Genomic DNA, 26,792 nt, shown 5'->3' with positions numbered 1-26,792 from the left:
ATTGGGTCGACCGTTCATAACGGACGCCGCGACTGATATCGCGGCTTTGGAGGAGGAACAGCCATGAGCAACAAGGTGGCGCTGATCGGCGCGGGCGCAATGGGCGGAGCCATCGGCACGCGCCTCGCCGAGACCGGCAACAGTCTGACGGTCTTCGACCTTGACAAGGAGAAGGTGGCGGCGTTGACGGCCAAGGGCGCGAGCGCTGCACCCAGCGCGGCGCAAGCGGCTGCCGTATCGGATTATGTCATTCTCAGCCTCAATTCCCCAAACATCGTACGGGCTGCGGTGTTCGGCGCTGGCGGTGTCGCGGAAGGCGCGAGACCCGGTACCTTGATCATCGACATGTCCTCCATCGATCCCGATGCCACCAAGGCACTGGCCGCGGACGCAGCGGCAAAGGGTCTGCGCTGGGTGGACAGCCCGCTGTCCGGTGGCGCTCCGAAGGCGCTGATCGGCCAGTTGACGCTGATGGCCGGCGGCAGCGCACAGGATGTCGCCGACGCGCATCAAGTGCTCAAGCATGTCGCTTCGAACTACACCCATATGGGACCATCGGGCGCCGGTCAGACCACGAAGCTGATCAACCAGGTGCTCTGCGCGTTGAATTTCCTTGCCGTTGCGGAGGCGACCCAGCTCGCGCTCGACGCCGGCGTGGATGCCGCCAAGATCCCGCAGGCACTGAAGGGTGGACGGGCCGACAGCGCCCTGCTGCAGGAATACATGCCGCGTTACGTGGCCAAGGATTATCGCCGTACCGGCCGGATCGACAATATGGTCAAGGACCTGAACGGCGCGCAGGACCTTGCCCGGCGCACCAACACCGCCATGCCGCTGACCGCCGTCTGCGCCGAAGTTCACCGCATGCTGACCGCCGCCGGCCTCGGCGGCGAGGATCAGGCGGCGCTGATGGAATTCTTCAAAGGACCGAACAAGGAGATCGCCGAATGATTACCCGATACGCACTATTCGAAGGCAAGGTCAGGGATGGCGAGACGGAAGCATTTCGCGCGGCGGTCATGGAAACCATTCTGCCGAAATGGAAGCAATTTCCCGGCGCTCTCGATGTTCGCGTGTCCTTTGCCGAGGCCCGGGACGAAGGCGCTCCGGAATATCCGATGATCCTTGCCATCAATTATCTCGATACGGCCGCGGTCGAGGCCGCTCTTGCAAGTCCTGCTCGGGCCGAGGCGCGTGCGGCAACGGAGGCAGTGCTTTCGCGGTTCTTCGAGGGCCGCATCCACCATCACGTAACGGTTGCCAATGAATTCGTGCTGTAAGCCTCTTGCCGCGACGTCTGTCAGACGGGGGTCATACCCCCGTCTTCTCGTCTTAGGATAAGCAAAGGGCATGCACTTGCCATTTAGAGGCGATGCATACTACTCTCGTGGTAACGATAACATAGGCTGTCGATGAGCAATATCCGCAAGCCGCCGACCATGGCTGACATTGCCCGCGTCATGGGAGTTTCCCCCATGACCGTGTCACGCGCATTCAAGGCGGACAGTCTCGTCAGCGCCGAGACTAGGGAGGCCATTCTCAAGGCCGCCGAGGATCTGGGCTATGTCTTCGACAGCACGGCCTCCAATTTCCGCTCGCAAAAGTCGGATTTCGTCGCCGTCACCATTCCCTCTATCAACAACGCCAATTTCGCCGATACCGTCGGCGGCCTTGCCGATACGCTTGCCGCGCGCAACATGCAGATATTGCTGGGTTACACCAATTACGACATGCAGGAGGAGGAGCGGCTCATTGAGCAGCTTCTGCGCCGCAAGCCGCAGGCGATCGTCGTGACCGGCGGCAAGCATACGCCGCGCGCGCGCCGCCTGCTGGAGACGGTCAATATTCCGGTGATTGAGACCTGGGATATCCCGGTCGAGCCGATCGGGCATTATGTCGGCTTTTCCAATGCAGGCGCCGTTCGCCAGATGGTGGATCACTTTGTCAGCGCCGGCCATCGTCGCATTGCCTTCATCGGCGGCGATGTCGGGCGTGATACCCGCGGCAGCGAGCGCCGGGCCGGCTTCATTGCCGCAATGGAGGCGCACGGGCTTGATGCATCCCGCCTGATCGCCGCCGGAGTGCCGCCTATTTCGATGCGCGAAGGCGCCAATGCGATGGCAAGGCTGATCGAAATCCATCCGGACACGCAGGCAGTGGTCTGCGTGTCGGATCTCGCGGCCTATGGTGCGCTGACCGAATGTCGCCGTCTTGGCGTGCCCGTGCCGGAGCGTTTTGCGATCGGCGGCTTCGGCAATTATGAAATCGGCGAGGTCTGCGTGCCCACGCTGACGACGATCAACGCTTTCGCGCGTGAGATCGGCGAAAAGACCGCCCGGCTGATCCTCGATATTCTGGATGAGGGGGCGGCCATCGAGGATGTCAGGATTACGCCGGAGCTGATCGTGCGCGACAGCAGCCGCTAGATTTTGCTTATTTGCCAAATGCAAAAGCGCGGCCCGAAGGCCGCGCCGTTTTCATATCAAGATGGGATCACTTGCCCCAGATCTTCTGGTACTGATCCTTGTATCCGTTGCCGGGATCGAAGGTGTTTTTCGGGCCTCCGTCCGTTTCCACATTATCAGCCGTCACCACATGCAGCGGCGACAGATAGCCGGACCATTTCTCTCCCGAAAAAGCCCGGTTGAGCTCGTCGACCAACTGCCAGCCTTGCAGGTTCAGAGGCTCGGCAACCGTCACCTTCTGATATTGGCCGGCGCGGATGCGTGCATAGGCGGATTCCGAACCGTCACCGGCGGCCACGTTGATCGGCGCGTCCGTGCCGCCCTTGCCGGCGGATGCGAGCGACGGCCCCATGAAGTCGAAATAGAGGTCGTTGATAGCCAGCGAATGGGTCCAGCTATCGCCATACTTCTGTAGGAGCGAAGTGGTGAGCTGCGGCATGCGCTGCGAGGTCTCGGCAATGGGTGTGTCGACATATTCCAGCACCTTGCCGCCAAGACGCTCGATCTCGGCCTTCATCTTGTCGGCCTTGGCAATGGCGATGGCATAGGTCGAGTCGGTGAAGATGATGACGCCGGGCTTGCCCTTGGCATCGACGAAGGCCCAGTCGGCGGCAGCCGTCGACACTTCCATCGCATCGGTGCTGACATTGGCGAACAGCCCGCTCTTTTCATCCGGGCCGATGACGGGGCCTGCATGCCAGGCAACCAGCGGGATCTTTGCGGCCTGCGCCTGCTCCAACGCCGGTGCTTGTTCGATCGCGTCGAAACCGTCGATGATGATACCGTCCGGCTTCAAGGCCATGGCCTGGCCGAAGGCCGCGGTTCGTCCCCCGATCGAGCCCGCGCCATCGAGAACCTTGACCTGCCAGCCAATCGCCTTGGCCGCTTCCTCGACCCCGTTGCTGACGCCGAGGATACCGCCGTTCTTCAGGTCGCCGGCCAGCACGACAATGGTCTTGCCGGGCTGCGCCTTGGGACCGGTAGTGGGGCCGTCCCATTTGGTGACCGGCGAGGCATATTTATCGACGACGGCCTTCGCGTCAGTCAGCGGATCCGCATAGGCGTGGCTCGCGCATAGTATTAACAGGCCTGTGGTTGCCTGCAGGAAATATCTGCGTTTCATTGTCTGTCTCCTCCCTTTGGTAATCAAAACAATATGATCTTCACTATTCGGCTGCCTTGGCGGGCAGTTGCGGCTTTTGCGCCGGCGCCATTCGGCCGGCGAGGCTGCGTCGGCGCTGGGCATAGCCAGCAATCCCGATGGCGACGAGCAGGGTCACGCCGTTGAACAACGGTTCCACATAGAAGGAGCCGCCGATCTGCTGAATGCCGGCAATGCCGACGGCCAGGATGATGACGCCGATCATGGTTCCCCAGACATTGACGCGGCCGGGCTTGATGGTGGTGGAGCCGAGGAAGGCTCCGACGAGCGCCGGCAGAAGATATTCCAGCCCGACGCTGGCCTGGCCGATCCTGAGTTTCGAGGCGAGCAAGACGCCGGCCACGGCGGCAAGCGTGCCCGATGTCACGAAGGCGCAGATGACGAAGCGGCGAACCGGGATGCCGTTCAAGGCAGCAGCCTTCGGATTGGCGCCGATGGCGTAGACGTAGCGGCCGATCGGCGTGTATTCGAGTATGATCCACATCACGAAAGCCAGAACCAGGACGTAGAGTCCCGTGATCGGCAGGCCGAAGATCATGGTTCCGTTGAGCGCGTAGAAGCCCTGCGGCAGCATGCCGACCACCTGCCGTCCGCCGGTATGCCAAAGGGCAATGGCGTAAAGGACGGTGCCTGTGCCGAGCGTCGCGATGAAGCTGTCGATCTTGGCGATCTCGACCAGCAGCCCGTTGAGGAAGCCGGTCAGCGCTCCAAGCGCGAGAACAATCAGGACGGCGACCGGCCATGGCAGGCCGAACATGGTCTGCAGGCTGATCGCCAGTACATGCCAGAGCACGATGCCATAGCCGATCGTCAGGTCGATACGCCCGGCCGCCATGGGGATCATCGCCGCCAGCGACAGGATCGCGATGATAGTCTTGTCGGAAATGATCGACCGCAGATTGAGCAGCGTCGGAAAGGTCTGCGGCAGCAGGATGGAAAACAGCAGGATCAGGAAGGCGGTCAGGATGACGAGGCCATAGACCGGCAACAGCCTTTGGATTTTCTGGCCGAAGCTCATTCCCGCCAGTTCGGCCCGGGTGGGTTCGAGCGCGTTGGATTCGATCGATTGCATGGGGTTCTCTCCGATTTAGGCGGCTTCGGATGCAGATGCGGCGGCGATGACCGCCGGTGTTGTCAGTTCCGCGCCGCTCAGTTCCCGCACGATTTGACCGCGTGAAAACACCAGGGCGCGATGGCAGATATGAGCGATTTCCTCGAAGTCGGTGGAGACGACGAGCACGGCAAGCCCTTCCTCCACCGCCTCGGCGATTAGCTTGTAGATGTCCGCCTTGGCGCCGACATCGACGCCGGCTGTCGGGTCCTCGGCGATCAGCAGCTTACGTCCCGTGGCAAGCCATCGGCCGACCACGACCTTTTGCTGATTGCCGCCGGACAAGGCTTCGATCGCAAGTGCCTGGTCATTGGGCCTTAGGCCGACCCGGCTGCCAAGCGAATAGGCCATTTCGGCCTCGCGTTGTGGCGGCAGGAATGACAGCATGCTCCGCCCGGACGCACCGGGATTGAGGAACGTGTTTTCCCTGAGGCTGAGCGACATGGCGACCGACTCCTCGGTCCGGTCCCTTGCGATCAGGCCGATGCCCGCAGCCATGGCGGCAACGGGGCTGGAAAGATCGGGCTCCGCACCGTTCAGCCGGACGGTTCCGCTCGATGGCTCGCAACCGAAAAGCGCACGTCCGATCAATTCCTGGCCGGCGCCTCTGAGCCCAACGAGGCCGAGCAGCTCTCCCTGCTGGATGTCGAAGGATACGGGACCTGCGCCACGGCAGGCGAGATCTTTGACGGAGACGATGGCGGGACCGGCGGTCCGCTCGGCCTTGACGAAGAGCTGGTCGGCCTTGCGTCCGACGATCATGCGGATCAGCTCGTCCGGCGTCGTATCGGAGACCGGCTTCTGTCCCACGAGTTGCCCGTCGCGCAGTACAGCGACGCGGTCGGCGATCCTAAAGATCTCATCCAGCCGGTGCGAAACGTAGATCATCGCAACACCGCGCTCCTTGAGCGGGCGGATAGCGGCAAAAAGCTTCTCGACCTCATCGGCGGGCAAGCTTGCCGTTGGTTCGTCGAGAACAAGAACATCTGCTTCGACTGCGAGCGCGCGAGCAATCGCCACGAGAGATTTTTCGGTTCGTGTCAGCTCCTGGACTCGCGTCGATGGATCGAAATCGCATCCGACAAGCTTCAGGGCCTCCGCTGTACGGCGCTCGGTCGACCGCCAGTCGATCAGCTTGCCGCGCAGCGAATAGCCCTGCGCCAAACCAACATTCTCGCCCACCGTCATCCATTCGATCAGCCCGAGATCCTGATGGATGAAGGCGACCGGCTGACGCTGATTGGGCTTTGGCGGGCGGTGCTGATACGGCTTGCCGCGAAACAGGATCTGACCGCCATCGGGCTTGTAGATGCCTGCGAGCGTCTTGATGAGGGTGGATTTGCCCGCGCCGTTCTCGCCGAGAAGAGCCAGGATTTCTCCGGGCTTCAGATCCAGCGAGACATTCGACAGGGCGCGCGTTCCACCAAACTCCTTGGTGATGTCGCAAAACTCGAGCAGCTTTCCGTCGTCCATCCCGCTCCTCCCAAAGCTTCGATGAGAGGAGGCTATGTTATCGATAACATTCCGTCAAGAGGCTCCCGATTGACAACGCGGTTTCATCGCGGAGATGGCTTTGATTTCGCCACCGTGCCGATCGTCTGCTGCCTGCATGAATAGTGATTTTGCCCGGCTACTCACCTCATCTCGGTTTATTATTGCGTATCACGGCTACTGCTCGCGCATATCGGATAGGTTTGGCGTGCTTATGGATATACCTTCAACTTAAAGTAAAGATTCGCTTTAAATAGATATTTCTTACATATTACGAATGGACGCATGAGAATATTGTCGATTTATGGGGGAATTTGTAAGACATATGCGGCAAGCAATTGGATCGTTCGACTGGGTTGCCTGAAAGATGTTTGGGAATTCGTGCCTCATTGTGGTCAATACTTTCGTGAATTGGATGATGTTTAAATCGATCGTGCATTCACACTGTCCATGGTTTAGTACTATTTATTGGAAAACTGCGATCTGCGGTCTGCCTTTTTGTCGTTTGGTGGCCCTTCGGGTCCGCTCCCAGGAACCGGCCGCTCAGGAGCTTTGATGAGGTACGCTACTCAATCCGTTTTCAAGATTGTGAAAGCTGATGCCGATGAAATGTCGGAGCATTATGCCAGGACCTTGTCGCCCGCCAAGGTGGAGCCGCTTCGGCAACATTCGCTGATCTCGGTGGAGGATCGCCATTTTTCAGTCGGACGCTACAGCGTCTGGAACGGGCGATGCCAATCCGGAATGCAGGTGACGCTTTCGCGCGCGCCGGATGCCTATGCCCTCTACTTGCCATCCTCCGGGGTGATGGAGATAGATGTGGGCAGCAAACGGCTCATTTCGAAGCCGACCACCGCTCTTCTCGGTGACATGTCATGCTTTGAGAGGCTGACGCTTCACGAGGGACGCAGCCATATGGGCGTGGCCTTCGAAAAGTCCGCAATGATCCAGCAATTGAGCGAATTGCTGGATGCCCCCGTCATCGGCGGCATCGATTTTGCCGACACGATCGATTTGGCAACGGCAAAAGGAGCGCGGGTAGCAGCGCTCAGTCATCTTGTCTGGCGCTGTCTGAACGTCGAGGAGACGGACCGACCCTCGTCGGCATTCGTCGAGCGCCTTTTGCAGGCGATGATGATCGCGCTGCTGGAAACAGTCCCCAACAATTACTCGGCACGGCTGACCAAGCCTATCTCGCCGGCTATCCCGAAGCGCCTGAAGAGGGCGATCGAATACATGCACAGCAATATTTCGTCGCCGATGGGTGTCGCCGATATCGCGCGGGAAGCCGGGACAAGCGTGCGTGCATTGCAGGCCGCCTTCCAGCAGTTCAAGGACACTACGCCGCTGAATTATCTGCGGACGATCCGCCTGGACGGCGCTCGTAAAACCCTGACGGATCCGGCTATCTCACTGTCGGTTGCCGAAGTTGCCCGGAACTGGGGATTTTCCCACATGGGTCGTTTCGCCGCGCTCTATCACCAATCTTTTGGTGAGATGCCGTCGAGCACGGCAAAGATGGGAAGAGGCGGAGCCAAGTAACGGACTACGGGCAGCGCTCCGGGAGCGATGCGATCAGGATCCGATCATCGGGGTCGAATTCCGGGGCGGTATTCAACAAACGCAGATTTTATACCGAACACGCAGGAAAGAAGATCGAGCGCAATTGCGATCTCATGATTGCATTGAAGTTTGCCGCGCATTGCCACTCTATGCAGCGGATGCTGTGGTCGGTAGCTACTGCTCCCAACGACAGCATCACCCGCCCGTCGACACCCCAACTTCGATGGGCGGGATTTGCCTATCAGGCCGTCGTCTTCCGTGTTCAGCGACCGTTGATGGTTCGCAAGCCGAATTCTTCCACGTCTCATGACACTGGTGAACACCCCGCCACCCCGGCGTTGCGAGCCATGGAGAGAATATTAAGCGGCTGTCGCGCAGTTCGTTTTATCCAGATGACGTCATTTGCATCCTGAACGCGAGCGCAAAATGGCGACTCTGGAGTGGCGGAACACGGTCTTAAGTAATTCTTAGCCATATCGCATCTGATTACCCGGATATTCCAGCGAGTTATTGTTCTGGCTGCAATTTCATAAAGGTATTTTCCGATGCGACTTACGATTAAAGCTACCCTTCTCAGTCTGTTTGGAGTCCTTGCCACAATTTCCGTTGTGCAGGGTTTGGTCTCTGTGAACAGATTGTCCCTGATCAGCGAAGCAACCCGTTCGATAGCCGATAATACGGTCCCCTCCGTGCTGGTGCTTGGCCAGCTGAATACGGACTACGGCGATTTACGCGTCGCCCATGAGGGTTATCTGCTCGCGCGCGCTGATGACCGGCAGTCCGTTCTCGCGGCGATGGCGGAGACGAAGGCGGAAATTGCCAAGGACATGAAGGTTTATCTGCCCATGATTGCGGGTGACAAGGAGCGCGCCATCTATCAGAAGTTCCTGGATGCAGATGCGGAGTATCAGCGGATTTGGGAGCAAGCCAAGGCCCTGAAGGACAACGGGAATGACGAGGGGGCCAGTGCTCTGCTGCTGGGTGAGGGCAAGAAGGCATATGACAAGGCTGGCGATACGATCCAGGAGGACGTGGACCAGAACGTCGCAGACAATAGCGGTAATCTCGACACGACGAATGCTGCGGTCGCATCAAGCCTGAGTGTTGCCTACATCGCCCTTTGCATTGCGATTGTCGGTGCTGTCGGTGCCATGATCCTGACATTGCGGCGCGTCATTTCTCCTCTTGCCCGGATCACCGGCTACATGAACCGGCTTAGCAACGGCAATACGGCGGAGGCCGTGCCGGATCGTGACCGACTGGACGAGATCGGCGAGATGGCCGGCGCCATCGAGGTGTTTCGTCAGGCGGCAATTGAAAACAAGCGGCTGGAGGAGGAGGCCGAGGCAAACCGTCGTCGTGCGGAAGAGGATCGAGTTTCCGCGCAGGAGATCGCAGAGGCGGACGCCGCCGCACGGCTCAAAGTCGCAACGTCTGGTCTTGCCGCAGGATTGAAGCGACTTGCAGCCGGCGACCTCGCCTTCCAGCTTACCGATGCGTTCGCGCCCGATTTCGAAGCGTTGAGGCATGACTTCAATGCGTCGGTCCGGCAATTGAATGAAGCGCTAACCGCGATTTCGCAGGCAACGGCAACGATCGACGGCAATTCGCTTGAGATCAGCCAAGGGGCCAGCGATCTTTCCAAGCGCACGGAACAGCAGGCCGCCTCGCTCGAGGAAACGGCCGCGGCGCTCGACCAGATCACGAACAATGTCGGTAATTCTGCCCATCGCGCCGACGAGGCGCGCGCCGTCGCCAACGAGGCCAATGTCAGTGCGAAGCGATCTGGAGAGGTGGTGGCCAACGCCGTCGATGCCATGAGCCGGATCGAGCAATCGTCAAACCAGATCTCCAACATCATCGGTGTCATCGATGAAATCGCCTTCCAGACCAATCTCCTGGCGCTCAATGCCGGCGTCGAGGCGGCGCGCGCCGGCGAGGCGGGCAAGGGTTTTGCGGTTGTCGCCCAGGAAGTGCGTGAACTGGCGCAACGCTCGGCTCAGGCGGCCAAGGAGATCAAGGCTCTGATCCGCTCCTCTTCGGTCGAGGTCGCAGGCGGTGTTCGCCTCGTCAGCGAGACCGGCGACGCGCTCCGGATCATCGAGGCGCATGTCGAGACCATAAACCGGCATATGGAAGCGATCGCCATTTCCGCCAAGGAGCAGTCGATCGGCCTTTCGGAGGTCAACATCGCCGTCAATCAGATGGATCAGGTCACGCAGCAGAATGCGGCGATGGTGGAAGAGACGACGGCCGCAAGCGCCACTCTGGCTGCGGAGGCGGTCAATCTGCGTAGCCTCGTGGCCCAGTTCATGCTGGAAAACGGCACCGCACGCCAGAACCAGTTGGCAGCGCTACGGGCGACTGAAAGCCGATTGGCAGCTCCGGATCGCTCGGTCAAGGCGAGGTACGGAACTGCCCGGCTGTATGGCTGAGGCGCCTTACGGCGAAAAGCAATGATCCGACCGCAGCCTCCATATCACCCTTTGATATGGAGGCTGCGGCCCCAAAAGTACCTTCAAATGTCAAAAAAGTATCAGTTCTTGGTGCAGGGCGTAGTAGCGGTTCATGACATCCACGCGTAACCTTTGATTATCAGATCGGGCAGCGTCTCTGGGAGGAGGTGCGACGAGACAATGATCGAAGGCGAAGGGAGGTGTACAGGATGAACCCCGATTTGGAAGTGGTCGCCATCGGCAGCGGTGAATCCTTCAAGGCCTGGGAGCATGGCTATCCTTACCGCACCGTCCGCTGGCATTTTCATCCCGAATACGAGATCCATCATGTGGTCGCCACCACGGGGCAATATTTCGTCGGCGATTTCATCGGTGAGTTCGAGCCCGGCAATCTGATCCTGACGGGACCGAACTTGCCTCATAATTGGGTTAGCGACGTGCCACCCGGCACTTGCCTGCCGCTGCGCTGCCGTGTGCTGCAGTTTTCCGAATTCTTCCTGGCGGACGCGACCAAGATCTTTCCGGAGCTTTCTGCCTGCGCCGGCATCCTGGAGATGAGCCGCCGCGGCGCGCTCTTCACGCCCGAGACCGCTGTCATCGTCGGCCCGATCCTGGGTGATCTGGTCGAGGCACAGGGTATCCGCCGCATCGAGCTCTTCATGAATGTGCTGAATGCGCTGAGTTCGGCGCAGGGCACCCGGACGCTTGCGAGCGCGCTTTATCATCCCGATCCGTCCGGCTTCATGTCGGCGGGCGTCAACAAGGCGCTTTCCTATATCAACACGCATCTGACTGAACCATTCAGCGAAAGCGATCTGGCCGAGCTTACCGGGCAGAGCCCAAGCTCGTTTTCCCGCAGCTTCCGCCGGCATACCGGCATGGCGCTGGTGCAATATGTCAATCGCCTGCGCGTCAACTTTGCCTGCCATTTGCTGATGAGCCAGTCGGACATGTCGATCACCGACATCTGCTTCGCGACCGGCTTCAACAACATCTCGAATTTCAATCGCCGTTTTCTGGAGCAGAAGGGCATGGCGCCCTCGCGGTTCAGAGCATTGCTGGCGCAGAACATAGGAGCGGTGGAGGCCGCCTAAAAAGGGGGAGGACAGGGAGGAGAAACCAACAATCCGGGCAGGATGAGACGGACGACCAGCTAGGCGCCCGAAGGAGACGTCTTGTCCGAAAATAAGCCCTTGGGCGCCGGCCGCAGAGCCCGCCTTAGGTCGAGACACACGCAAGGCCTCGGGCTCGATCAGCGAGCTTGAGGCTTCATCGAAAACGTTACCAATAGGGACGGAGATATCTAATGACCAAATTCGCATGGAGACTAACAGGTGCCGCGGTGCTTGCTGCCGGCCTTCTGAGCAGCGCTTCCGCCTTCGCGCAATCCGCAAAGGTGACGGACGCGACCGTTGCCTTCCTGATGCCCGACCAGGGCTCGACCCGCTACGAGGAACACGATTATCCGGGTTTCCAGGCCGAGATGAAGAAACTCTGCGCCGGCTGCAAGGTGATCTATCAGAACGCCAACGGCGATGCCTCGCGCCAGCAGCAGCAATTCAACTCGGTGATCTCGCAGGGTGCCAAGGCGATCGTGCTCGACCCGGTCGATTCAACGGCCGCGGCATCGCTCGTCAAGCTCGCGCAGAGCCAGGGCGTCAAGGTCATTGCCTATGACCGGCCGATCCCCTCGGTCCCCGCCGATTACTATGTGTCCTTCAACAACGAGGAAATCGGCAAGGCGATCGCCAAGTCGCTCGTCGATCATCTGAAATCGAAGGGCGTAAAGGCAGGTGATGGCGGCCTTTTGGAAATCAACGGCTCACCGACCGATGCGGCCGCCGGCCTCATCAAGAAAGGCATCCATGCCGGCCTTGCCGATGGCGGCTATCCGGTGCTTGCCGAATTCGATACGCCGGATTGGGCGCCGCCGAAGGCACAACAATGGGCAAGCGGCCAGATCACCCGCTTCGGCAAGAAGATCCTCGGCGTCGTCGCGGCCAATGACGGCACGGGTGGTGCTGCCGTTGCAGCCTTCAAGGCTGCCGGCGTCGACCCGGTTCCGCCGGTGACCGGCAATGACGCGACGATCGCGGGCCTGCAGCTGATCATCGCCGGTGATCAGTACAACACGATCTCCAAGCCCAGCGAAATCGTGGCCGCTGCTGCGACCAACGTCGCCATCCAGCTGTTGTCGGGTGAAACGCCGAAAGCCGATACCAAGCTCTTCGACACACCGACACAACTCTTCACCCCGGCGCTGGTAACGGCGGAAAATCTGAAGGCCGAGATCATCGACAAGCAGGTCAACGGCAAGCCGATCCAGACGCCGGAGCAACTGTGCGGCGATCGTTACGCCGAGGGCTGCAAGACGCTCGGTATCATCAAGTAACACCCTCCCAAGCCAAAGCTCCGGCCGCCCAGCGCGGCGGCCGGGGACCTCTAGGGAAGCAGGCCCAATCAAGGAAAGGCTCGCGACACATGACTGGCGCTAGCGATCAGATAACCCCGGCAGGCGAGCTCATTCTCAGCCTCAAGGGCATCTCCAAACATTTCGGCGCGGTCTCCGCGCTCACCGATATCGATCTCGACGTCCATGCGGGCGAAGTGGTCGCCCTGGTCGGCGACAACGGCGCCGGCAAGTCGACACTTGTCAAGGTTTTGGCCGGTGTGCACCAGCCGAGTGCGGGCACGATCACCTTCGGCGGCAAGACAGTCACGCTCGACGATCCGAGCGCAGCCCTCTCCCTCGGGATTGCGACTGTGTTTCAGGATCTTGCGCTCTGCGAGAACCTCGATGTCGTCGCCAATATCTTTCTCGGCCGCGAACTTGCGCCGCTGAAGCTCGACGAGACGGCGATGGAGGTTCGTGCCTGGACGCTGCTGAACGAGCTTTCGGCCCGCATTCCAAGCGTCCGTATCCCGATCGCCTCGCTTTCGGGCGGTCAGCGCCAGACCGTGGCAATCGCGCGCTCGCTGCTGCTGGAGCCGAAGATCATCCTGCTCGACGAGCCGACGGCCGCGCTCGGCGTCGCCCAGACGGCGGAGGTGCTGAACCTCATCGAGCGCGTGCGCGATCGTGGTCTCGGTGTGGTGATGATCAGCCATAACATGGAGGATGTCCGCGCGGTCGCCGATCGCATCGTCGTGCTCCGGCTCGGGCGGAACAACGGCGTCTTCTACCCCGACACGTCGAACCAGGAACTCGTCAGCGCGATTACCGGTGCGACGGAGAATGCCGTTTCGCGCCGCGCCGGCCGCCGCCAGGCACAGCAGCACATCAGCCAGGAGGGTCAGATATGACCGGCAATGCAAAACAGACCGCGACATTGCTCGACCGCAGCGATATCCGCGTCAATCACGATGCCGGCCTGGCGGCAACGATCCGTTCGTCGATCGACAAGGTGCGCTCCGGCGATCTCGGATCGCTGCCGGTGGTCGTCGGTCTCGTCATCATCTGGACCGTTTTCGGCACGCTCAATCCGATGTTCCTCTCCAGCAGCAACCTCGCCAATCTGCTCTTCGACGCTTCGACCGTCGGCGTGATCTCGCTCGGCATCGTCTGCGTGCTGATGCTCGGCGAGATCGATCTTTCCGTCGGCTCGATCAGCGGTTTCGCCTCGGCCATGGTCGGTATACTCTGGGTCAACGAGGGCTGGCCGGTTGCCGCTGCCATCCTCGCTGCCCTGATTGTCGGCGGCGTCATCGGATCGCTCTACGCCTTACTCTTCAACCGGCTGGGCATGCCGAGCTTCGTCTCGACGCTAGCGGGATTGCTCGCGGTGCTCGGCATGCAGCTCTATCTGCTCGGCAATACCGGCTCCATCAACCTGCCTTACGGCTCGGCGGTCGTGAATTTTGGTCAGCTGCTGGTCATTCCGAAACCGCTTGCCTATGTCTTCGCGCTGCTTCCGGGCATCGCCATGCTGTGGACGGGCTATCGCGACGCAGAACGGCGCCGTAAAGCCAATCTCTCGGCGCGTTCCGTCGGTGGCCTGATCGTGCGGTCGCTCGCGCTGACGGCTGCTTTGGAGTTCGTTGCCTTTTATCTCAACCAGGAGCGCGGCATTCCCTGGATGTTCGGGCTCTTCGTCGTGCTCGTGATCATCATGAACTACGCGCTGACCCGCACCCAATGGGGCCGGTCGATGGCCGCGGTCGGCGGCAACCGTGAGGCGGCGCGCCGCGCGGGCATCAATGTCCGGCGCATCTATACGAGTGCCTTCGTCCTCTGTGCGATGTTTGCTGCACTCGGGGGCGTGATGGCCGCCGCGCGTCTTGCCTCGGCAAGCCAGCAGGCGGGCACCGGCGACGTCAATCTGAATGCGATCGCGGCCGCCGTGATCGGCGGAACCAGCCTCTTCGGCGGACGTGGCAGCGCCTATTCCTCGCTGCTCGGCATCATCGTCATCCAGTCGATCGCCAGCGGGCTGACCATGTTGGATCTGTCATCCGCCCTTCGCTACATGATCACCGGCGCGGTTCTCGCCATCGCCGTCATCGTCGATTCCGTCGCTCGCCGCTCCCGCGCTTCGCACGGGCGAGCCTGATATCCCCTAAAACTAAGAGCATAAAGTAGGACCATCATGAGACAGGATCTTTCCGGAAAAGTCGCGGCAATCACCGGCGCCGCCTCCGGCATCGGGCTCGAATGCGCCAGGGCATTGCTGAACGAGGGCGCAAGTGTCGCCCTTGTCGATAGGGCAGAAGACAGGCTGAAGGAACTTTGCGCCGAATTGGGGCCACGCGCCTTTCCCGTCGTCATCGACCTCACCGATCCGGCCAGCGTCGCAACGATGCTGCCCCAGATCCTCGATAAGTTCGGCAAGCTCGATATCTTCCACGCCAATGCCGGCTCCTATATCGGCGGCGAAGTGGTGGAAGGTGATCCGGATGCCTGGGACCGGATGCTCAACCTCAACATCAATGCCGCCTTTCGCTCGGTGCAGGCCGTATTGCCGCATATGGTGGAGCGGCAGACGGGGGATATCATCATGACCAGCTCCATCGCCGGGCTGGTGCCGGTGGTGTGGGAGCCGATCTACACCGCCTCGAAGCATGCCGTGCAGGCATTCACCCATACGGTACGACGGCAAGTTGCCAAGCATGGCATTCGCGTCGGTGCCGTGGCGCCGGGGCCGGTTGTCACCGCACTCATCAGCGATTGGCCGCAGGCAAAGCTTGACGAAGCCGTTGCGGCTGGTGGATTGATGGAGGCAACCGAGGTCGCCGAAGCGGTGATCTTCATGCTGTCGAGGCCGCGCAATATCGTCATTCGCGACCTCGTCATCCTGCCGCTCAGCACGGACCTTTGACAATGACATCGTATTTTATCGGCATCGACGTAGGCACCGGCAGCGCCAGGTCAGGGGTCTTCGATGGCAGCGGCAAGCTGCTCGGTTCCGCAAAACGGCCGATCACCATCTGGCACGAGGCCGGCCATATCGTCGAGCAGTCGAGCGAGCAGATCTGGCAAGCCATCTGCGGCAGTGTTCGCGACGCCGTTGCTCAAGCGGGGATCGTGGTCTCCGAAGTGGCGGGTATCGGCTTCGACGCGACATGCTCGCTGGTCGCCGTCAAGGCCGATGGATCGCCGGTCGCGGTCGGTCCTTCTGGCGATCCCGCCCGGAATATCATCGTCTGGATGGATCATCGCGCCGCCGGGGAGGCGGCGGAGATCAATGCCGGCGATCATGAGGTGCTGCGCTATGTCGGCGGGCGTATCTCGCCGGAGATGGAGACGCCGAAGCTCCTCTGGCTGAAGCGGAACCTGCCGCAGTCCTTCGCCGCCGCCGACCATTTCTTCGACCTGGCCGACTATCTGACATGGCGCTCCACGGGTTCTCTCAGCCGCTCGGTCTGCACCGTCACCTGCAAATGGACTTATCTCGCCCACGAGAAGCGTTGGGATGCGGCCTATTTCAGGGATATCGGCCTGTCCGAGCTTGCCGACGAAGGATTCTCAAGGATCGGCACAGACATTGTCGATCCGGGCTCGGCCCTTGGTGGCGGCCTCATTGAAAGTGCCGCCCGCGACCTCGGCCTTGTCGCTGGCACGCCGGTCGCCGCATCACTGATCGATGCCCATGCGGGCGGGATCGGCACGCTCGGGGCTCAGGGCGCGGACGGTAAGGCCAATCTCGAAAGCCGTCTCGCCTATATTTTCGGAACCTCGGCCTGCTCGATGGCGTCGAACCAGGTGCCGATCTTCGTCGACGGCGTTTGGGGTCCTTATTATTCGGCCATGGTGCCGGGGCTGTGGCTCACCGAGGGAGGCCAATCCGCGGCCGGTGCTGCCATCGACCATCTCGTCACCATGCACCCAGCCTCCGTCAAGGCGCAATCCAAGGCCGAGGCCGCCGGTCTATCGCTCGTCGCCTGGCTCGACCGTCGGGCAAGCGAAGCCTGCCCAAATTCGAAAGAGGCGGTGACGCTTGCGAAGTCGATCCATGTCGTGCCGGAGTTTCTGGGCAACCGGTCTCCCCATGCCGACCCTGACGCGCGCGCGGTGATTGCCGGGCTTGGTCTGGAGGATGATATTTCGAACCTCGTTTCGCTCTACGTTGCCGGCCTTTGCGGCATCGGTTACGGCCTCAAGCAGCTCATCGAAACACTCGCCACGAATGGCATCGTCATCGACACCATCGTTGCCAGCGGCGGGGCGGCGCAAAGCAAGCTGGTGCGCCAACTTTTGGCCGACACGACGCATATCCCGGTTGCCGTGACCGACACGGATGAGCCGGTGCTCCTTGGCGCTGCTATGCTGGGCGCTCTTGCGTCCGGGCGCTACCAGTCGCTGGATGCCGCCATGCGGGCTATGTCGCGATTTTCGCAGGTTTTCGAACCTGCCGGTGGTGCGACGGCTTCTCTGCATGGGAAACGCTACGAGGCGTTCGAACGATTGCAGCGCGCCGAGAGAGAGGTGCGGGCGCTCTTTGCCGATGCCGCATCCGCTGGATAATGTGGATGTCCAGGATCAGGCATGCGGCGGCAAAGCCGCACCGGCGAGCTTCGTTTTGACCCAGTCGGCAACGCGGTAATAGCGCAGCGTCATCTGCGGTGCGAAACCCATATAGAAGGGTGCCGCCGAGAGCTGCTCGATCTTCAACGCGAGATCCTTGTCGGGGACACCCTTGGCCCATTCGGAGAGAATACCGCCGAGCATGCTGCCGGTCGGGACGCCGCGGCCGGAAAGGCCGGTGAGCGCGACGACGCCCGGCGCCAGGTCGTAAAGCCGCGGCACGGTCCTGTATTGCATGTCCAGCTCGCCGTACCAGAGATAGTCCCAGCGGATATCCCGCTTGATCTGCGGGTGCAGCCATCGCAACCGGTCCGACATCACCTGATGGGTATAGGCGAGATCGCGGCCGCGCCTCCCCATGGGAAACATCGAGGCGACGATCCGGCCTTCGGCATTGTACTTGTAGACGTAGATATCGCCACGCCCGTCGTGGATCGTGGTGTTTCGCGGCAGGACGCTCAGCCGTTCGTCGTCGGAAAGCGGCTGGGTCGCCGCGACGAAGACCTTCTGGATCTTGAAGGTGCGGTCGAGCTTAGGCCAGCCGCCGACGGTGTAGGCGCCTGTGGCGAAGATAACTTTGTCGGCAAGCACGGAGCCTTTTTCGGTTTTCACCGCCCAGCCCGCACCTTCGCGTTCGCAACCGGTGACCGGCGAGCGCGTATAGACGTGGCCGCCTTCCTGGATGACGGCGCGTGCCAGTCCGCGCGCGTAACCGAGCGGATTGAGATGGCCGCCCTCTTCATGCAGCCAACCGCCGTAAAACCGCGGACTGCCGGTGATCGCCTCCGCCTCGGCTCTGTCGATAACCCGGGTGCGGGCACCGACGGCGTTATAGTCGCGGGCTTTCGTTTCGAGCGTCTTGATAGCCCAGGGCGTATGGGCGCCCATGACATAGCCGTTCTGCTGCCATTCGCATTCGATCTGATAGCGCTGGATCATGTCGGAGACCTGATCGTTGGCGCGCGTCTGACGGGCGATCAGCCGTTCGGCCCAGGGCTCGCCCAGCATGCGGCGAAGCTCCGGCAGGCTGTAATGCGTGAAGGTCGGTGTGCAATGGCCGGCATTGCGACCTGAGCCGCCGAAGCCGATCTCCTGCGCCTCAAGCAGCACGACGCGCACGCCATCCTTGGCCAAAGCGAGAGCGGTGGTGAGGCCGGTATAGCCGCCGCCCACCACACAGACATCGGCCTCCACGCGGCCCTCAAGCGCCGTCGTTACTGGAGCTGCGGTCGCAGTCGCATACCAGAGCGACGTTGCGAAAGGAGAAAAGACCGGCACCGTCATCGCCGTTCTCAGTTGAGGTCGCTGCGCGCGTCCAGCGCATCGCGCAAGCCGTCGCCAATGAAGTTAAAGCTGGTGACGGCAAGCGTGATGGCGACGCCGGGGACGATGGCGAGCCATGGCGCGCTGGCCAGATATTGCTGCGCGCCGTTCAGCATGTTGCCCCAGCTCGGCAGCGGCGGCTGGATGCCGTAGCCGAGAAAGCTGACATAGGCCTCAAGCAGGATGGCGCGCGCGACTGTCAGCGTGGCGGCGACGATGATCGGGCCGATGGCGTTCGGCAGCAGCTCGCGGAACATGATCCATCTATTGGTAAGCCCGAGCATGCGTGCGGCAAGCACGAAATCGCGTTCACGCAACGAGCGCACCTCGGCCTCGACGATGCGCGCCGTTTCCATCCAGCTCGTCACTGCGATGATCACGGTGATCATGAAAGGGCTCGGCTTGATGAAGGCGGCGAGCGCCAGCAGCAGGAATATGCTGGGGAAGGACAGAAAGGCATCCACGAAGCGCATCAGAAGCATGCCGAGGCGGCCGCCATAATAGCCGGCGACGACACCGATCGTGGTGCCGATCAAGGTGCTGAGCACCATGGCGAAGAAGCCGACCAGAAGCGAGATGCGGCCCGCCATGAACAGGCGCACGGCAACGTCGCGCCCGAGCGGATCTGTCCCGAAAATATGGTAACCGGCCGTAAAGGGCGGCGCGAAACGGGCGCGCAGGTCGATGAAGAGCTCGTCATAGGGAAGCAGCGACGGCCCGATCAGGCAGGCAAGGATGATGGTCGTGATCATGGCAACGCCGAGGAGGGCGAGCTTATGGCGGGCGAACCGGCGCAGCGTGCGGTTCTGCCACCAGCGGTTATGCGCGAAGACCGGCGGGGAGAGAGTTGCGGGGGAAGAGGAAGACATATTGTTTCTCCTAACCGAGCCGGACGCGCGGATCGACGAAGGCGACCAGCAGATCCGCGAGCAGATTGCCGATCAGGGCGAAGACCGCCGAGAACATCAGGAGGCCCATGACAACGGGATAATCGCTGTAGCCGAGGCTATCGAGAAAAAGCCGTCCCATTCCAGGCCAGGTGAAGACCGTTTCGGCCACCAGCGCGCCGCCGAGGATCGTCGGCAATTGCACGCCGGCAAGCGTGATCATCGGCAGCAGCGCGTTTCCGACGACATGCCGCATCAAGACGCGCCGTGGCGACAGGCCCTTGGCCTTGGCGGTGCGGACGAAATCCTGGTTGATGACATCGAGCGTGGCGGTTCGCATATAGCGGCTCCACACGGCGATGTTGACGAGAGCGAGCACCAGGCTCGGCATGATCAGATGGATCGCATAGTCGCTGAACGAGCCGTTGCCGACCGTGTACATGTTGCCGGCTGGTAGCCACTTCAGTTTCAGCGAGAAAATATAGATGGCGATAAGGCCAAACCAGAAGGTCGGGATCGACAGCGCCACCATGGCACCGATGGTGGCGCTGTAGTCGAAGATCGAATAGCGCTTGGTCGCGCCCTTGATGCCGATCCAGGTGCCGGCCGCGATCGCGATCACCATCGAGGTGCCCATCAGGAGCAACGTTGCGAAGAGGTGGCCGAGAATGATCGACAGCACCGGCTGGTTATCGCGATAGGAGTGACCCCAGTCGCCCATCAGCATGTGCCGCAGCCAGTCGAGATACTGGATGGGCAGGGGACGGTCGAGGCCCATCTGCGCAGCGATACGGTCGAGCGCCTCCTTGGTCATGCCCGGCGTCAGCGTAAATTGCGACAGCGGGCCGCCGGGTGCGAGGGTGAGAACAGCAAAGCCGATCATCGATACGAGCAGCAGCAGTATCAGGCTCTGCCACAGGCGACTGAGGAGATAGCGCAGCATGGCATTCGTCTCCGATGGTTGCGAGATGGGAAGCGGCCAGCCCTTCGGCCCCTCATGGGTCGAAGGGCTGGAACGGGACGATCAGGCCTTGGCCCAATACCAGGTGCCGACATTCCATGTGTCGATGCGTACGTTGATGTTGGGGGTGACGTTCTCTACCCCAACCTTGTGGCCGCGTACGGTCGCATACTGGAACAGCGGCAGGAAGGGCAGGTCGTGGCGCATGACCTCCTGGATCTTTTGGTAGACCTTCTTGCGCTCCTCCGGCACGAAGATCTGGCCGCCTTCCGCCAGAAGCTTGTCAACCTCCGGATTGGCATATTGCCAGGAGTTCTGACCGGCTCCGCCCTTGGCGGTGATTGCGGTGGAGCGGAAGTAATCCGACGTGTCGGGATCGGAACCGGTCTGGAAGTTGATGCCGACGACGACGGAATCGAACTTCGACATTGTCCAGTAGTCACCCCACATGACCGCCGGCGGCAGGTTGGAGATGGTGAGTTCCACGCCGATGTCCTTGAAGGTCTGCTGCATGAACTGCTGCACCTGTTCGCGGATATGGTTGCCGGCGGTGGTGGAGTTGGTGAAGGCAAGCCTGACGCCGTCCTTCGCGCGAATGCCGTCGGCACCGGGCTTCCAGCCGGCATCGTCGAGGATCTTCTTGGCCTTGTCAGGGCTGAATTCCTGCTTCGGCAGGTCCGGATTATAGTAGAAGGACTGCTGCGGAATGTAGCTTTCGGTCGGCGTCGGCAGGCCGTAATAGAGCGCGTCGATAATCGTCTGCTTGTCGATCGCGTAATAGAGCGCCTCGCGCACCGCCGGGTCCTTGAACTGCGGCCGCTCCATGTTGAAGCCGACGGATTCGACCGTGGCGGCCGGTACGACGGCGACAGCCTTGCCATCCAGCGCCTTGGCCTCGTCGTAGTGGTCCGGCGTGATCCATTGCAGGCCGACGACGTCGATGTCTCCGGTCTTGAACTGTGTGTAAAGCACCGTCAGGTCGGGAACATATTTGTAGACCAGGGTTTCGAGATAGGGGCCGTCGCCGAAATAGTCGGTATTGGCCGCAAGCGTGATGTGATCGCCAGGGATGCGCTCGACCCATTTGAACGGGCCGGTGCCGACCGGTGCGTTGTTGAAGGGGGCGGTATTCTTGTCCTTGGCTGCTCCGAGGATATGCTTCGGTACGATGAAGGTCATGGCAAGGATCGAAGGGTAGGGCGCGAACGGCTTTTCCATCCGCCAGGTGATTTCCGTCGGCGAGACCACGGTCAGATCACGCACCAGTTCGTGACCCGTCTTGCGCCAGCTGCGGAAATCCGGATCGACCATGAGTTCGAGGGTAAATTTGACGTCTTCGGCGGTGAACGGCGTGCCGTCATGCCACTTCACGCCATCGCGCAGCTTGATCTTCCACTGAAGGCCGTCAGCCGAGATGCCGCCGTTTTCGACGGTCGGGACTTCGGTTGCGAGCGAAGGTGAGAACTTGCCCTCAGGGGTGACGATGAAGAGCGGATCGAAGACGCTGAAATGGATGCCTTCATCGACTTCGATGTGGATCAGGTGCGGATTGAAGACGGTCGGCTCCTGCGAAAAGCCGATGACGAGCTGGCCGGTCGGCTTGGCGGGCGGTGCCGCGAAAGCTTCGCTGCGACCGAGAATATTGGGCATGATCAGCCCGGAGGCGCCGAGCGCCATCATGGTCAGTGCCTGACGGCGGGTGGGTTTCAGGAGGATAGTGTCGTTTGCATCGGACATGTTGGTTCCCCTTTTTGTTGGTAGGACGTTGGCTGTTCTTCTCTCTTATTGTTTTTGCTGTCTTCTCTTGGCGGGCAGGTCAGAAACCGCTGATCAGTTCGATCTTCGAACCGTCGTGGAAGCGGGAGAAACGGAAATTCTTGCGGTCGACGATCGGCGGCTTGCCGGTGACGATATCGGCCATCAATCGGCCGGCGGCCGGACCGATGCCGAAACCGTGGCCGGAAAAGCCGGTGGCGATGTGGAAGCCCGGAATGCTGTCGATCGCGTCGATCACCGGCACGGCATCCGGTGTGACGTCGATATAGCCGGCCCAGCGCTGGGCGATCTCGGCCCTTTCGAAAACCGGGAAGGCTTTCTTGAGATTGGCAAGCGCGGTGTTTGAAAGCTTGGTCGACGGCTTCGGGTCGAGAACGCGGCAATATTCGAAGGGGCTTGCCTCGTCCATTGCCCAGCGGTCGGGAATGCGGACCTCATCGAAGAAGCGGCCGGAGAGGCGGAAGTTCAGCGAGCGCCATTCTTTTTTCAGCGCCGGAAAGAATTTGCCGGCATAGCGGAAGGATTTCGGCACGATGTCGACGATGTTCTCGTGGCCGGAGGCGATGGTGTAGCCGCCGTCCTGGCGCTTGCGCAGGGCAAAACCATTGGCCCAGATCGCCTGCTCGGGGCCGCCTTCCAGCGGCTTGGTGCGCAGCACGGAGTTCATCACCTTCAATTGCGGCAGGTCGAGTCCGAACATGCCGGCAAACAGGCTTGACCAGGCGCCGCCCGCAAGCACGACGGCCTTGCAGGCGATTGGGCCGCGCTCGGTGATGACGCCGGAGATCCGGCCAGCAGCCGTCTCGATGCCACGCACGGCGCATTCGGTAAGGATGGAAGCGCCCTTGTCGCGGGCAGCTTCGGCCATCGCCGGCGCTGCGCGCTGCGGCTCGGCGCGGCCATCGGCGGCGGTGTAGAGCGCGCCCTTGATGTCCATCTGCGAACCGGGAACGAGGTTTTTGAATTCGGCGCCGCTGACCATGCGGCTTTCGAACTGATAGCCCTCGAGATTGCGGTTCCAGCGCTCGTGGTCGGCATATTCCTTGTCGTTGGCGCAGGTGAAGATGATGCCGGCGCGCTTGTATCCGGTATCGCGGCCGATGCGTGTGTCGAGCGTGCTCCAGATGCGCAGGGCTTCCGCCATTAGCGGCACTTCGCGCGGATCGCGTCTGGAGATGCGTACCCAGCCCCAGTTGCGGCTCGATTGTTCCTGGCCAATACCGCCTTTCTCGCACAATGCGACGCGCAGGCCTTGCTCGGCCAGTTCCAGGGCAGTCGACGTGCCGATGATGCCGCCGCCGATGACGACGACGTCGACTTCCTTGGGCAATTCAGCGTCCCCGTGAACGGGGACCACATAGGGGCCGGGCATGGTCAGAAAGACTCCTCTAGCTGGCAATTGATAGAAAATTCCGCGACGCTCGCCTCGTTCGGCAGGTCGATCAGCATGGCAATGATGCGGGCAAGATCGCGCGGATCGGTCATCTCGCTGTCGGCCTTGCTCGTGAGGTCGCGCGCCATGTCGGTTGCGACGAAACCGGGGCAGATGGCGGTAGCGCGGATGCCGAGATCGAAGCCGGTGTGGCGTATGGCATGGGCGAGCGCGACGGCTGCGAATTTGGAGACGGCATAGAGCCCGGAATTCGCGGACTTCACTCGCTTCCCCGAGAGCGATGCGACAATGATGATCCGGCCTCGGCCGCTTGAGGCCAGTGCGTTCCAGGCAGACTTTGCCAGCCGTCGCGGCGCCTTGACGTTCACCTCGAGCAGATCGTCCAGGTCGGCATCATCTGCCTCGATCACGGTCTTGGCGACGATAATGCCGGCATTGGCGACGACCGCGTCGATGCGGCCAAAGGCGCTGAGCGTCTTTTCGGTCCATGATGACGACGCATCGGGCTCGACGGCATCATAGGCAAAGACGCGGACGCGGGCGGGGTCAGCCCAGGCGGGCATGACCGGCTGGCGCATGCCAAGCGACAATCGCCAGCCCTTGGCGGCAAGTTCCTCGGCGAGCGCCGCCCCGATCCCTCGGCTGGCCCCCGATATCATTGCGACCCGTTCTTCATTCATGCCCGTTCTCCATGGCCAGGCCGTTCATGATTGCGCAGCGACGCGCCGATAGGTGCGGCGCAGGATGTCGATGAGGAGCTTGTGTTCCTCGTCGCTAATGTCGGAAAAAAATTCTCGTGATTGCCGGGTGACGATGCCGCGCACGCGCTCGGCCAGTTCGTGTCCTTTTTCGGTGATGTAGAGTTCCTGCGCGCGGCTGTCGTCCGCCGAGGTCTCGCGGAAAAGAAGTCCGTGCTCTTCCATCTGGTCGACCAGCCGGCCCGTCGCCGAACGGTCCTTCAGGATAAGCTTGGCAATGGTGGAAGGCCGGATACCGGGATTACCATCGACGAGAAAAAGGGTGGTGATCTTGCCTGTTCCGCGCGCAACATCCAGCCCTTCGAGCTTCTCATCCAGGTCGCGCGAAACGGCCAGGTTGATGCTGCGGATATAGAAGCTCAGCGTATCCTCAAGGACATCGATATCGATGTCCTTTACGGAAGTCGGCGGACCTTTGGTCGGCGGCAGCATGGCTCGGAACCTTCGGAAGGCAACAAAATAGCGTTCCCGCAGGCCCGGTAGGGCAGCAGGTGCATTATTGTCGGCGGCGGATCGTCGCTGGAATTTATGATCGTATGAAAGGACGGATAGTGGACGAATGCAACTATTTTCTTTCGTGGCGCGACAAGTTTTTGAGCAGAAAGAAAAGATGCCTATTTCTGAGACACACGGATCTCTCGACGTAGGCATTGACGACAGTAAATGTGCATCATTCGCATGGCCGGTGATGGGGTTTGCGGGTCAGCCCGTCGCTTCCCAATCGCTGCCGGGAATAGCGGCGAGCAGGCGTTGCGTATAGGCGTGCTCCGGCGCTCGGAAGATCTGCGAGGGCGGCCCGCATTCGACGATCTCGCCCTTGTACATGACGGCGACCTCGTCGCAGATCTGGCTTGCAACGCGCAGGTCGTGGGTGATGAAGATCATCGCCACTTTCGTATCCTGCTGGATCTCCGCGAGAAGCTTGAGGATCTGGGCCTGGATGGAAACGTCGAGAGCGGACACCGCCTCATCCGCCACCAACAGCACGGGGTCGAACATCAAGGCCCGGGCGATGCCGACACGCTGGCGCTGGCCTCCGGAAAACTCATGCGGGAAGCGGTCGAAGGCGCCTTCGTCGAGGCCGACGCGTTTCAGAAGCCGCAAAGCCTTGGCCTTTGCCTCATGCAATGGCAAACCATGCGCGATCGGCCCGACGGTCAGGATCCGGCCGATCGTGTGGCGCGGATTGAGCGAGGCGAAGGGATCCTGGAAGATCATCTGGATATAGGGGCGCAGTGGCCGGAACTGCTCGTCCGTCAGTGCTGCGATGTCGCGGCCATCGAACAGGATCCGGCCGCTGTCGGACTTCAAAAGCTTCAACAGTACCCGACCGAGGGACGATTTGCCGGAGCCGGATTCGCCGACGACGCCGAGCGTGCGTCCCTTGCGGATCGAGAGGCTGACGTCGTTTACCGCCTGAACCGTCCGCGCCTTGGAGAGGAAGCCGCCGCCGGCGCGATAGGTCTTGTTGAGCTTTTCAACCTCCAGCACGACAGGCGTATCGGCTATGGCATCGCGATCCCTCGTCGTCATTCGCGGCACCGCGGTGATCAAGCGCTGCGTATAGGGGTGAATGGGCGCATTCAGCACCTGGTTGGCCGTTCCCTGTTCGACAAGATGGCCCTTCTCCATGACGATCACCCGGTCGGCGATCTCTGCCACCACCCCGAAATCATGGGTGATGAACATGACGCTCATCTTCTTGCGCCGCTGGATCTTGCGGATCAGTTCCAGGATTTGCGCCTGCGTGGTCACGTCGAGCGCGGTGGTCGGCTCGTCGGCGATCAGTACGTCCGGATCGAGCGCCAAGGCCATGGCGATCATCACGCGTTGCCGCTGCCCGCCGGACAGCCGGAAGGGATATTGATGCTGCAGGAGATCGGGATCCGGCAGGCCGACTTCGTTGAGCAGTTCCTTCACTTTCTGCCGCCGGCTCTCCGGTGTGCCGACTTTATGGGCATCCAGCACCTCGATGATCTGGTCACCGATCGTCATCAGCGGGTTGAGCGCCGATAGCGGGTCCTGAAAGATGATCGAGACGGCCCGTCCCCTCAGACCTTGGAGCGTCACGTCGTCCGCGCTCACCAGGTCCACGCCTTGGAACCAGATCGAGCCTGCCGTCACCTGGATAATCGACGGTAGCAGGCCCATGACCGCGCTGGCAGTCACCGATTTTCCCGAACCGGATTCCCCGATGATGCAAAGGATCTCGCCATCCATCAGATCGAACGAGACATCGTTCACTGCATGCGGGCGCTCCATGGCTTTCGGCAGGCTGATCGTCAGGTTCTTGATGGAGAGAACGACTTCGATCTTTGAGGGTTGAGCGGCATCGATCTGCGTCATGGGGAGCCTTCCTTTGCATGGAATGTCTGCCTGTGCTCCAGATCGGTCGGGGCGGCCGATCACGGACGCGAACTAAAAC

22 protein-coding genes are annotated in these 26,792 nt (G+C 61.2%); 11 read left to right on the top strand and 11 right to left on the bottom strand.

The window, feature by feature from the left end:
• The first annotated feature begins 63 nt into the window (after window positions 1-63).
• From RRH01S_RS24215 to RRH01S_RS24205, 3 genes are all read left to right on the top strand, one after another.
• Window positions 64-951, top strand: coding sequence for an NAD(P)-dependent oxidoreductase (locus RRH01S_RS24215; RefSeq protein WP_015917929.1), 888 nt, complete (start codon window positions 64-66; stop codon window positions 949-951).
• Entirely contained in the window at window positions 948-1,280 is a 333-nt protein-coding gene (locus RRH01S_RS24210) for a hypothetical protein (protein ID WP_015917928.1), read from the top strand. Before RRH01S_RS24215 ends, RRH01S_RS24210 begins: the two co-directional genes overlap by 4 nt.
• 132 nt (window positions 1,281-1,412) lie before the next feature.
• Window positions 1,413-2,426 carry a LacI family DNA-binding transcriptional regulator gene (locus RRH01S_RS24205; RefSeq protein ID WP_034515920.1) on the top strand — a complete coding sequence of 338 codons (1,014 nt, stop codon included), beginning with the start codon at window positions 1,413-1,415 and terminating at the stop codon, window positions 2,424-2,426.
• Between the two features lie 67 nt (window positions 2,427-2,493).
• On the opposite strand, the gene RRH01S_RS24200 is transcribed toward RRH01S_RS24205, so the two are convergent.
• Genes RRH01S_RS24200 through RRH01S_RS24190 form a run of 3 tightly spaced genes read right to left on the bottom strand, consistent with a single transcriptional unit; the run spans window position 2,494 to window position 6,211 of the window.
• Window positions 2,494-3,588 (bottom strand): ABC transporter substrate-binding protein, encoded by a 1,095-nt coding sequence (locus RRH01S_RS24200; protein WP_015917926.1) that lies wholly within the window; start codon window positions 3,586-3,588, stop codon window positions 2,494-2,496.
• A 43-nt stretch (window positions 3,589-3,631) separates the two neighbouring features.
• Window positions 3,632-4,699, bottom strand: coding sequence for an ABC transporter permease (locus tag RRH01S_RS24195; RefSeq protein WP_015917925.1), 1,068 nt, complete (start codon window positions 4,697-4,699; stop codon window positions 3,632-3,634).
• Between the two features lie 15 nt (window positions 4,700-4,714).
• Complete coding sequence (locus RRH01S_RS24190; RefSeq protein ID WP_015917924.1) at window positions 4,715-6,211, bottom strand: sugar ABC transporter ATP-binding protein; 1,497 nt, start codon at window positions 6,209-6,211, stop codon at window positions 4,715-4,717.
• 573 nt (window positions 6,212-6,784) lie between these two features.
• Here RRH01S_RS24190 and RRH01S_RS24185 point away from each other — a divergent pair.
• The 8 genes from RRH01S_RS24185 (at window position 6,785) to RRH01S_RS24150 (ending at window position 17,209) form a co-directional block, all read left to right on the top strand.
• Window positions 6,785-7,771 (top strand): AraC family transcriptional regulator, encoded by a 987-nt coding sequence (locus RRH01S_RS24185; protein ID WP_015917923.1) that lies wholly within the window; start codon window positions 6,785-6,787, stop codon window positions 7,769-7,771.
• A 566-nt stretch (window positions 7,772-8,337) separates the two neighbouring features.
• Window positions 8,338-10,227, top strand: a complete 1,890-nt coding sequence (locus tag RRH01S_RS24180) for a methyl-accepting chemotaxis protein (protein ID WP_015917921.1) — start codon at window positions 8,338-8,340, stop codon at window positions 10,225-10,227.
• A gap of 230 nt (window positions 10,228-10,457) precedes the next feature.
• A complete protein-coding gene (locus RRH01S_RS24175) occupies window positions 10,458-11,342 on the top strand; it encodes an AraC family transcriptional regulator (RefSeq protein ID WP_015917920.1) in 885 nt (294 codons plus the stop codon).
• A gap of 212 nt (window positions 11,343-11,554) precedes the next feature.
• The gene (locus tag RRH01S_RS24170) at window positions 11,555-12,640 is read left to right on the top strand and encodes an ABC transporter substrate-binding protein (RefSeq protein WP_042474500.1); all 1,086 of its coding nucleotides are present in this window, start codon (window positions 11,555-11,557) and stop codon (window positions 12,638-12,640) included.
• Between the two features lie 89 nt (window positions 12,641-12,729).
• Window positions 12,730-13,551, top strand: coding sequence for an ATP-binding cassette domain-containing protein (locus tag RRH01S_RS24165; protein WP_015917918.1), 822 nt, complete (start codon window positions 12,730-12,732; stop codon window positions 13,549-13,551).
• Window positions 13,548-14,798: a sugar ABC transporter permease gene (locus RRH01S_RS24160; RefSeq protein WP_034515922.1), complete on the top strand. Its 1,251-nt coding sequence runs from the start codon at window positions 13,548-13,550 to the stop codon at window positions 14,796-14,798. Before RRH01S_RS24165 ends, RRH01S_RS24160 begins: the two co-directional genes overlap by 4 nt.
• Before the next feature lie 36 nt (window positions 14,799-14,834).
• Complete coding sequence (locus RRH01S_RS24155) at window positions 14,835-15,563, top strand: SDR family oxidoreductase (protein ID WP_015917916.1); 729 nt, start codon at window positions 14,835-14,837, stop codon at window positions 15,561-15,563.
• 2 nt (window positions 15,564-15,565) lie between these two features.
• Window positions 15,566-17,209: an FGGY-family carbohydrate kinase gene (locus tag RRH01S_RS24150; RefSeq protein ID WP_034515923.1), complete on the top strand. Its 1,644-nt coding sequence runs from the start codon at window positions 15,566-15,568 to the stop codon at window positions 17,207-17,209.
• A 15-nt stretch (window positions 17,210-17,224) separates the two neighbouring features.
• Here RRH01S_RS24150 and RRH01S_RS24145 read toward each other — a convergent pair whose 3' ends face one another.
• From RRH01S_RS24145 to RRH01S_RS24110, 8 genes are all read right to left on the bottom strand, one after another.
• Complete coding sequence (locus RRH01S_RS24145) at window positions 17,225-18,547, bottom strand: NAD(P)/FAD-dependent oxidoreductase (RefSeq protein WP_174010829.1); 1,323 nt, start codon at window positions 18,545-18,547, stop codon at window positions 17,225-17,227.
• 14 nt (window positions 18,548-18,561) lie between these two features.
• Window positions 18,562-19,461 (bottom strand): ABC transporter permease, encoded by a 900-nt coding sequence (locus RRH01S_RS24140; protein ID WP_015917913.1) that lies wholly within the window; start codon window positions 19,459-19,461, stop codon window positions 18,562-18,564.
• A gap of 10 nt (window positions 19,462-19,471) precedes the next feature.
• Window positions 19,472-20,422, bottom strand: a complete 951-nt coding sequence (locus RRH01S_RS24135; RefSeq protein ID WP_015917912.1) for an ABC transporter permease — start codon at window positions 20,420-20,422, stop codon at window positions 19,472-19,474.
• Window positions 20,423-20,503: 81 nt separating this feature from the next.
• Window positions 20,504-22,177 (bottom strand): peptide ABC transporter substrate-binding protein, encoded by a 1,674-nt coding sequence (locus RRH01S_RS24130; protein WP_015917911.1) that lies wholly within the window; start codon window positions 22,175-22,177, stop codon window positions 20,504-20,506.
• 79 nt (window positions 22,178-22,256) lie between these two features.
• Window positions 22,257-23,588 (bottom strand): NAD(P)/FAD-dependent oxidoreductase, encoded by a 1,332-nt coding sequence (locus RRH01S_RS24125; protein WP_037219724.1) that lies wholly within the window; start codon window positions 23,586-23,588, stop codon window positions 22,257-22,259.
• Between the two features lie 2 nt (window positions 23,589-23,590).
• Window positions 23,591-24,289, bottom strand: coding sequence for an SDR family NAD(P)-dependent oxidoreductase (locus RRH01S_RS24120; RefSeq protein WP_042474496.1), 699 nt, complete (start codon window positions 24,287-24,289; stop codon window positions 23,591-23,593).
• 24 nt (window positions 24,290-24,313) lie between these two features.
• Window positions 24,314-24,799 (bottom strand): MarR family winged helix-turn-helix transcriptional regulator, encoded by a 486-nt coding sequence (locus tag RRH01S_RS24115; RefSeq protein ID WP_015917908.1) that lies wholly within the window; start codon window positions 24,797-24,799, stop codon window positions 24,314-24,316.
• A gap of 270 nt (window positions 24,800-25,069) precedes the next feature.
• Window positions 25,070-26,713 (bottom strand): ABC transporter ATP-binding protein, encoded by a 1,644-nt coding sequence (locus RRH01S_RS24110; protein ID WP_015917907.1) that lies wholly within the window; start codon window positions 26,711-26,713, stop codon window positions 25,070-25,072.
• Between the last annotated feature and the right edge of the window lie 79 nt (window positions 26,714-26,792).

The organism is Rhizobium rhizogenes NBRC 13257 (assembly GCF_000696095.1).
GTDB classification, from domain to species: domain Bacteria; phylum Pseudomonadota; class Alphaproteobacteria; order Rhizobiales; family Rhizobiaceae; genus Rhizobium; species Rhizobium rhizogenes.
This window is presented reverse-complemented; position numbering and strand designations above follow the sequence as displayed.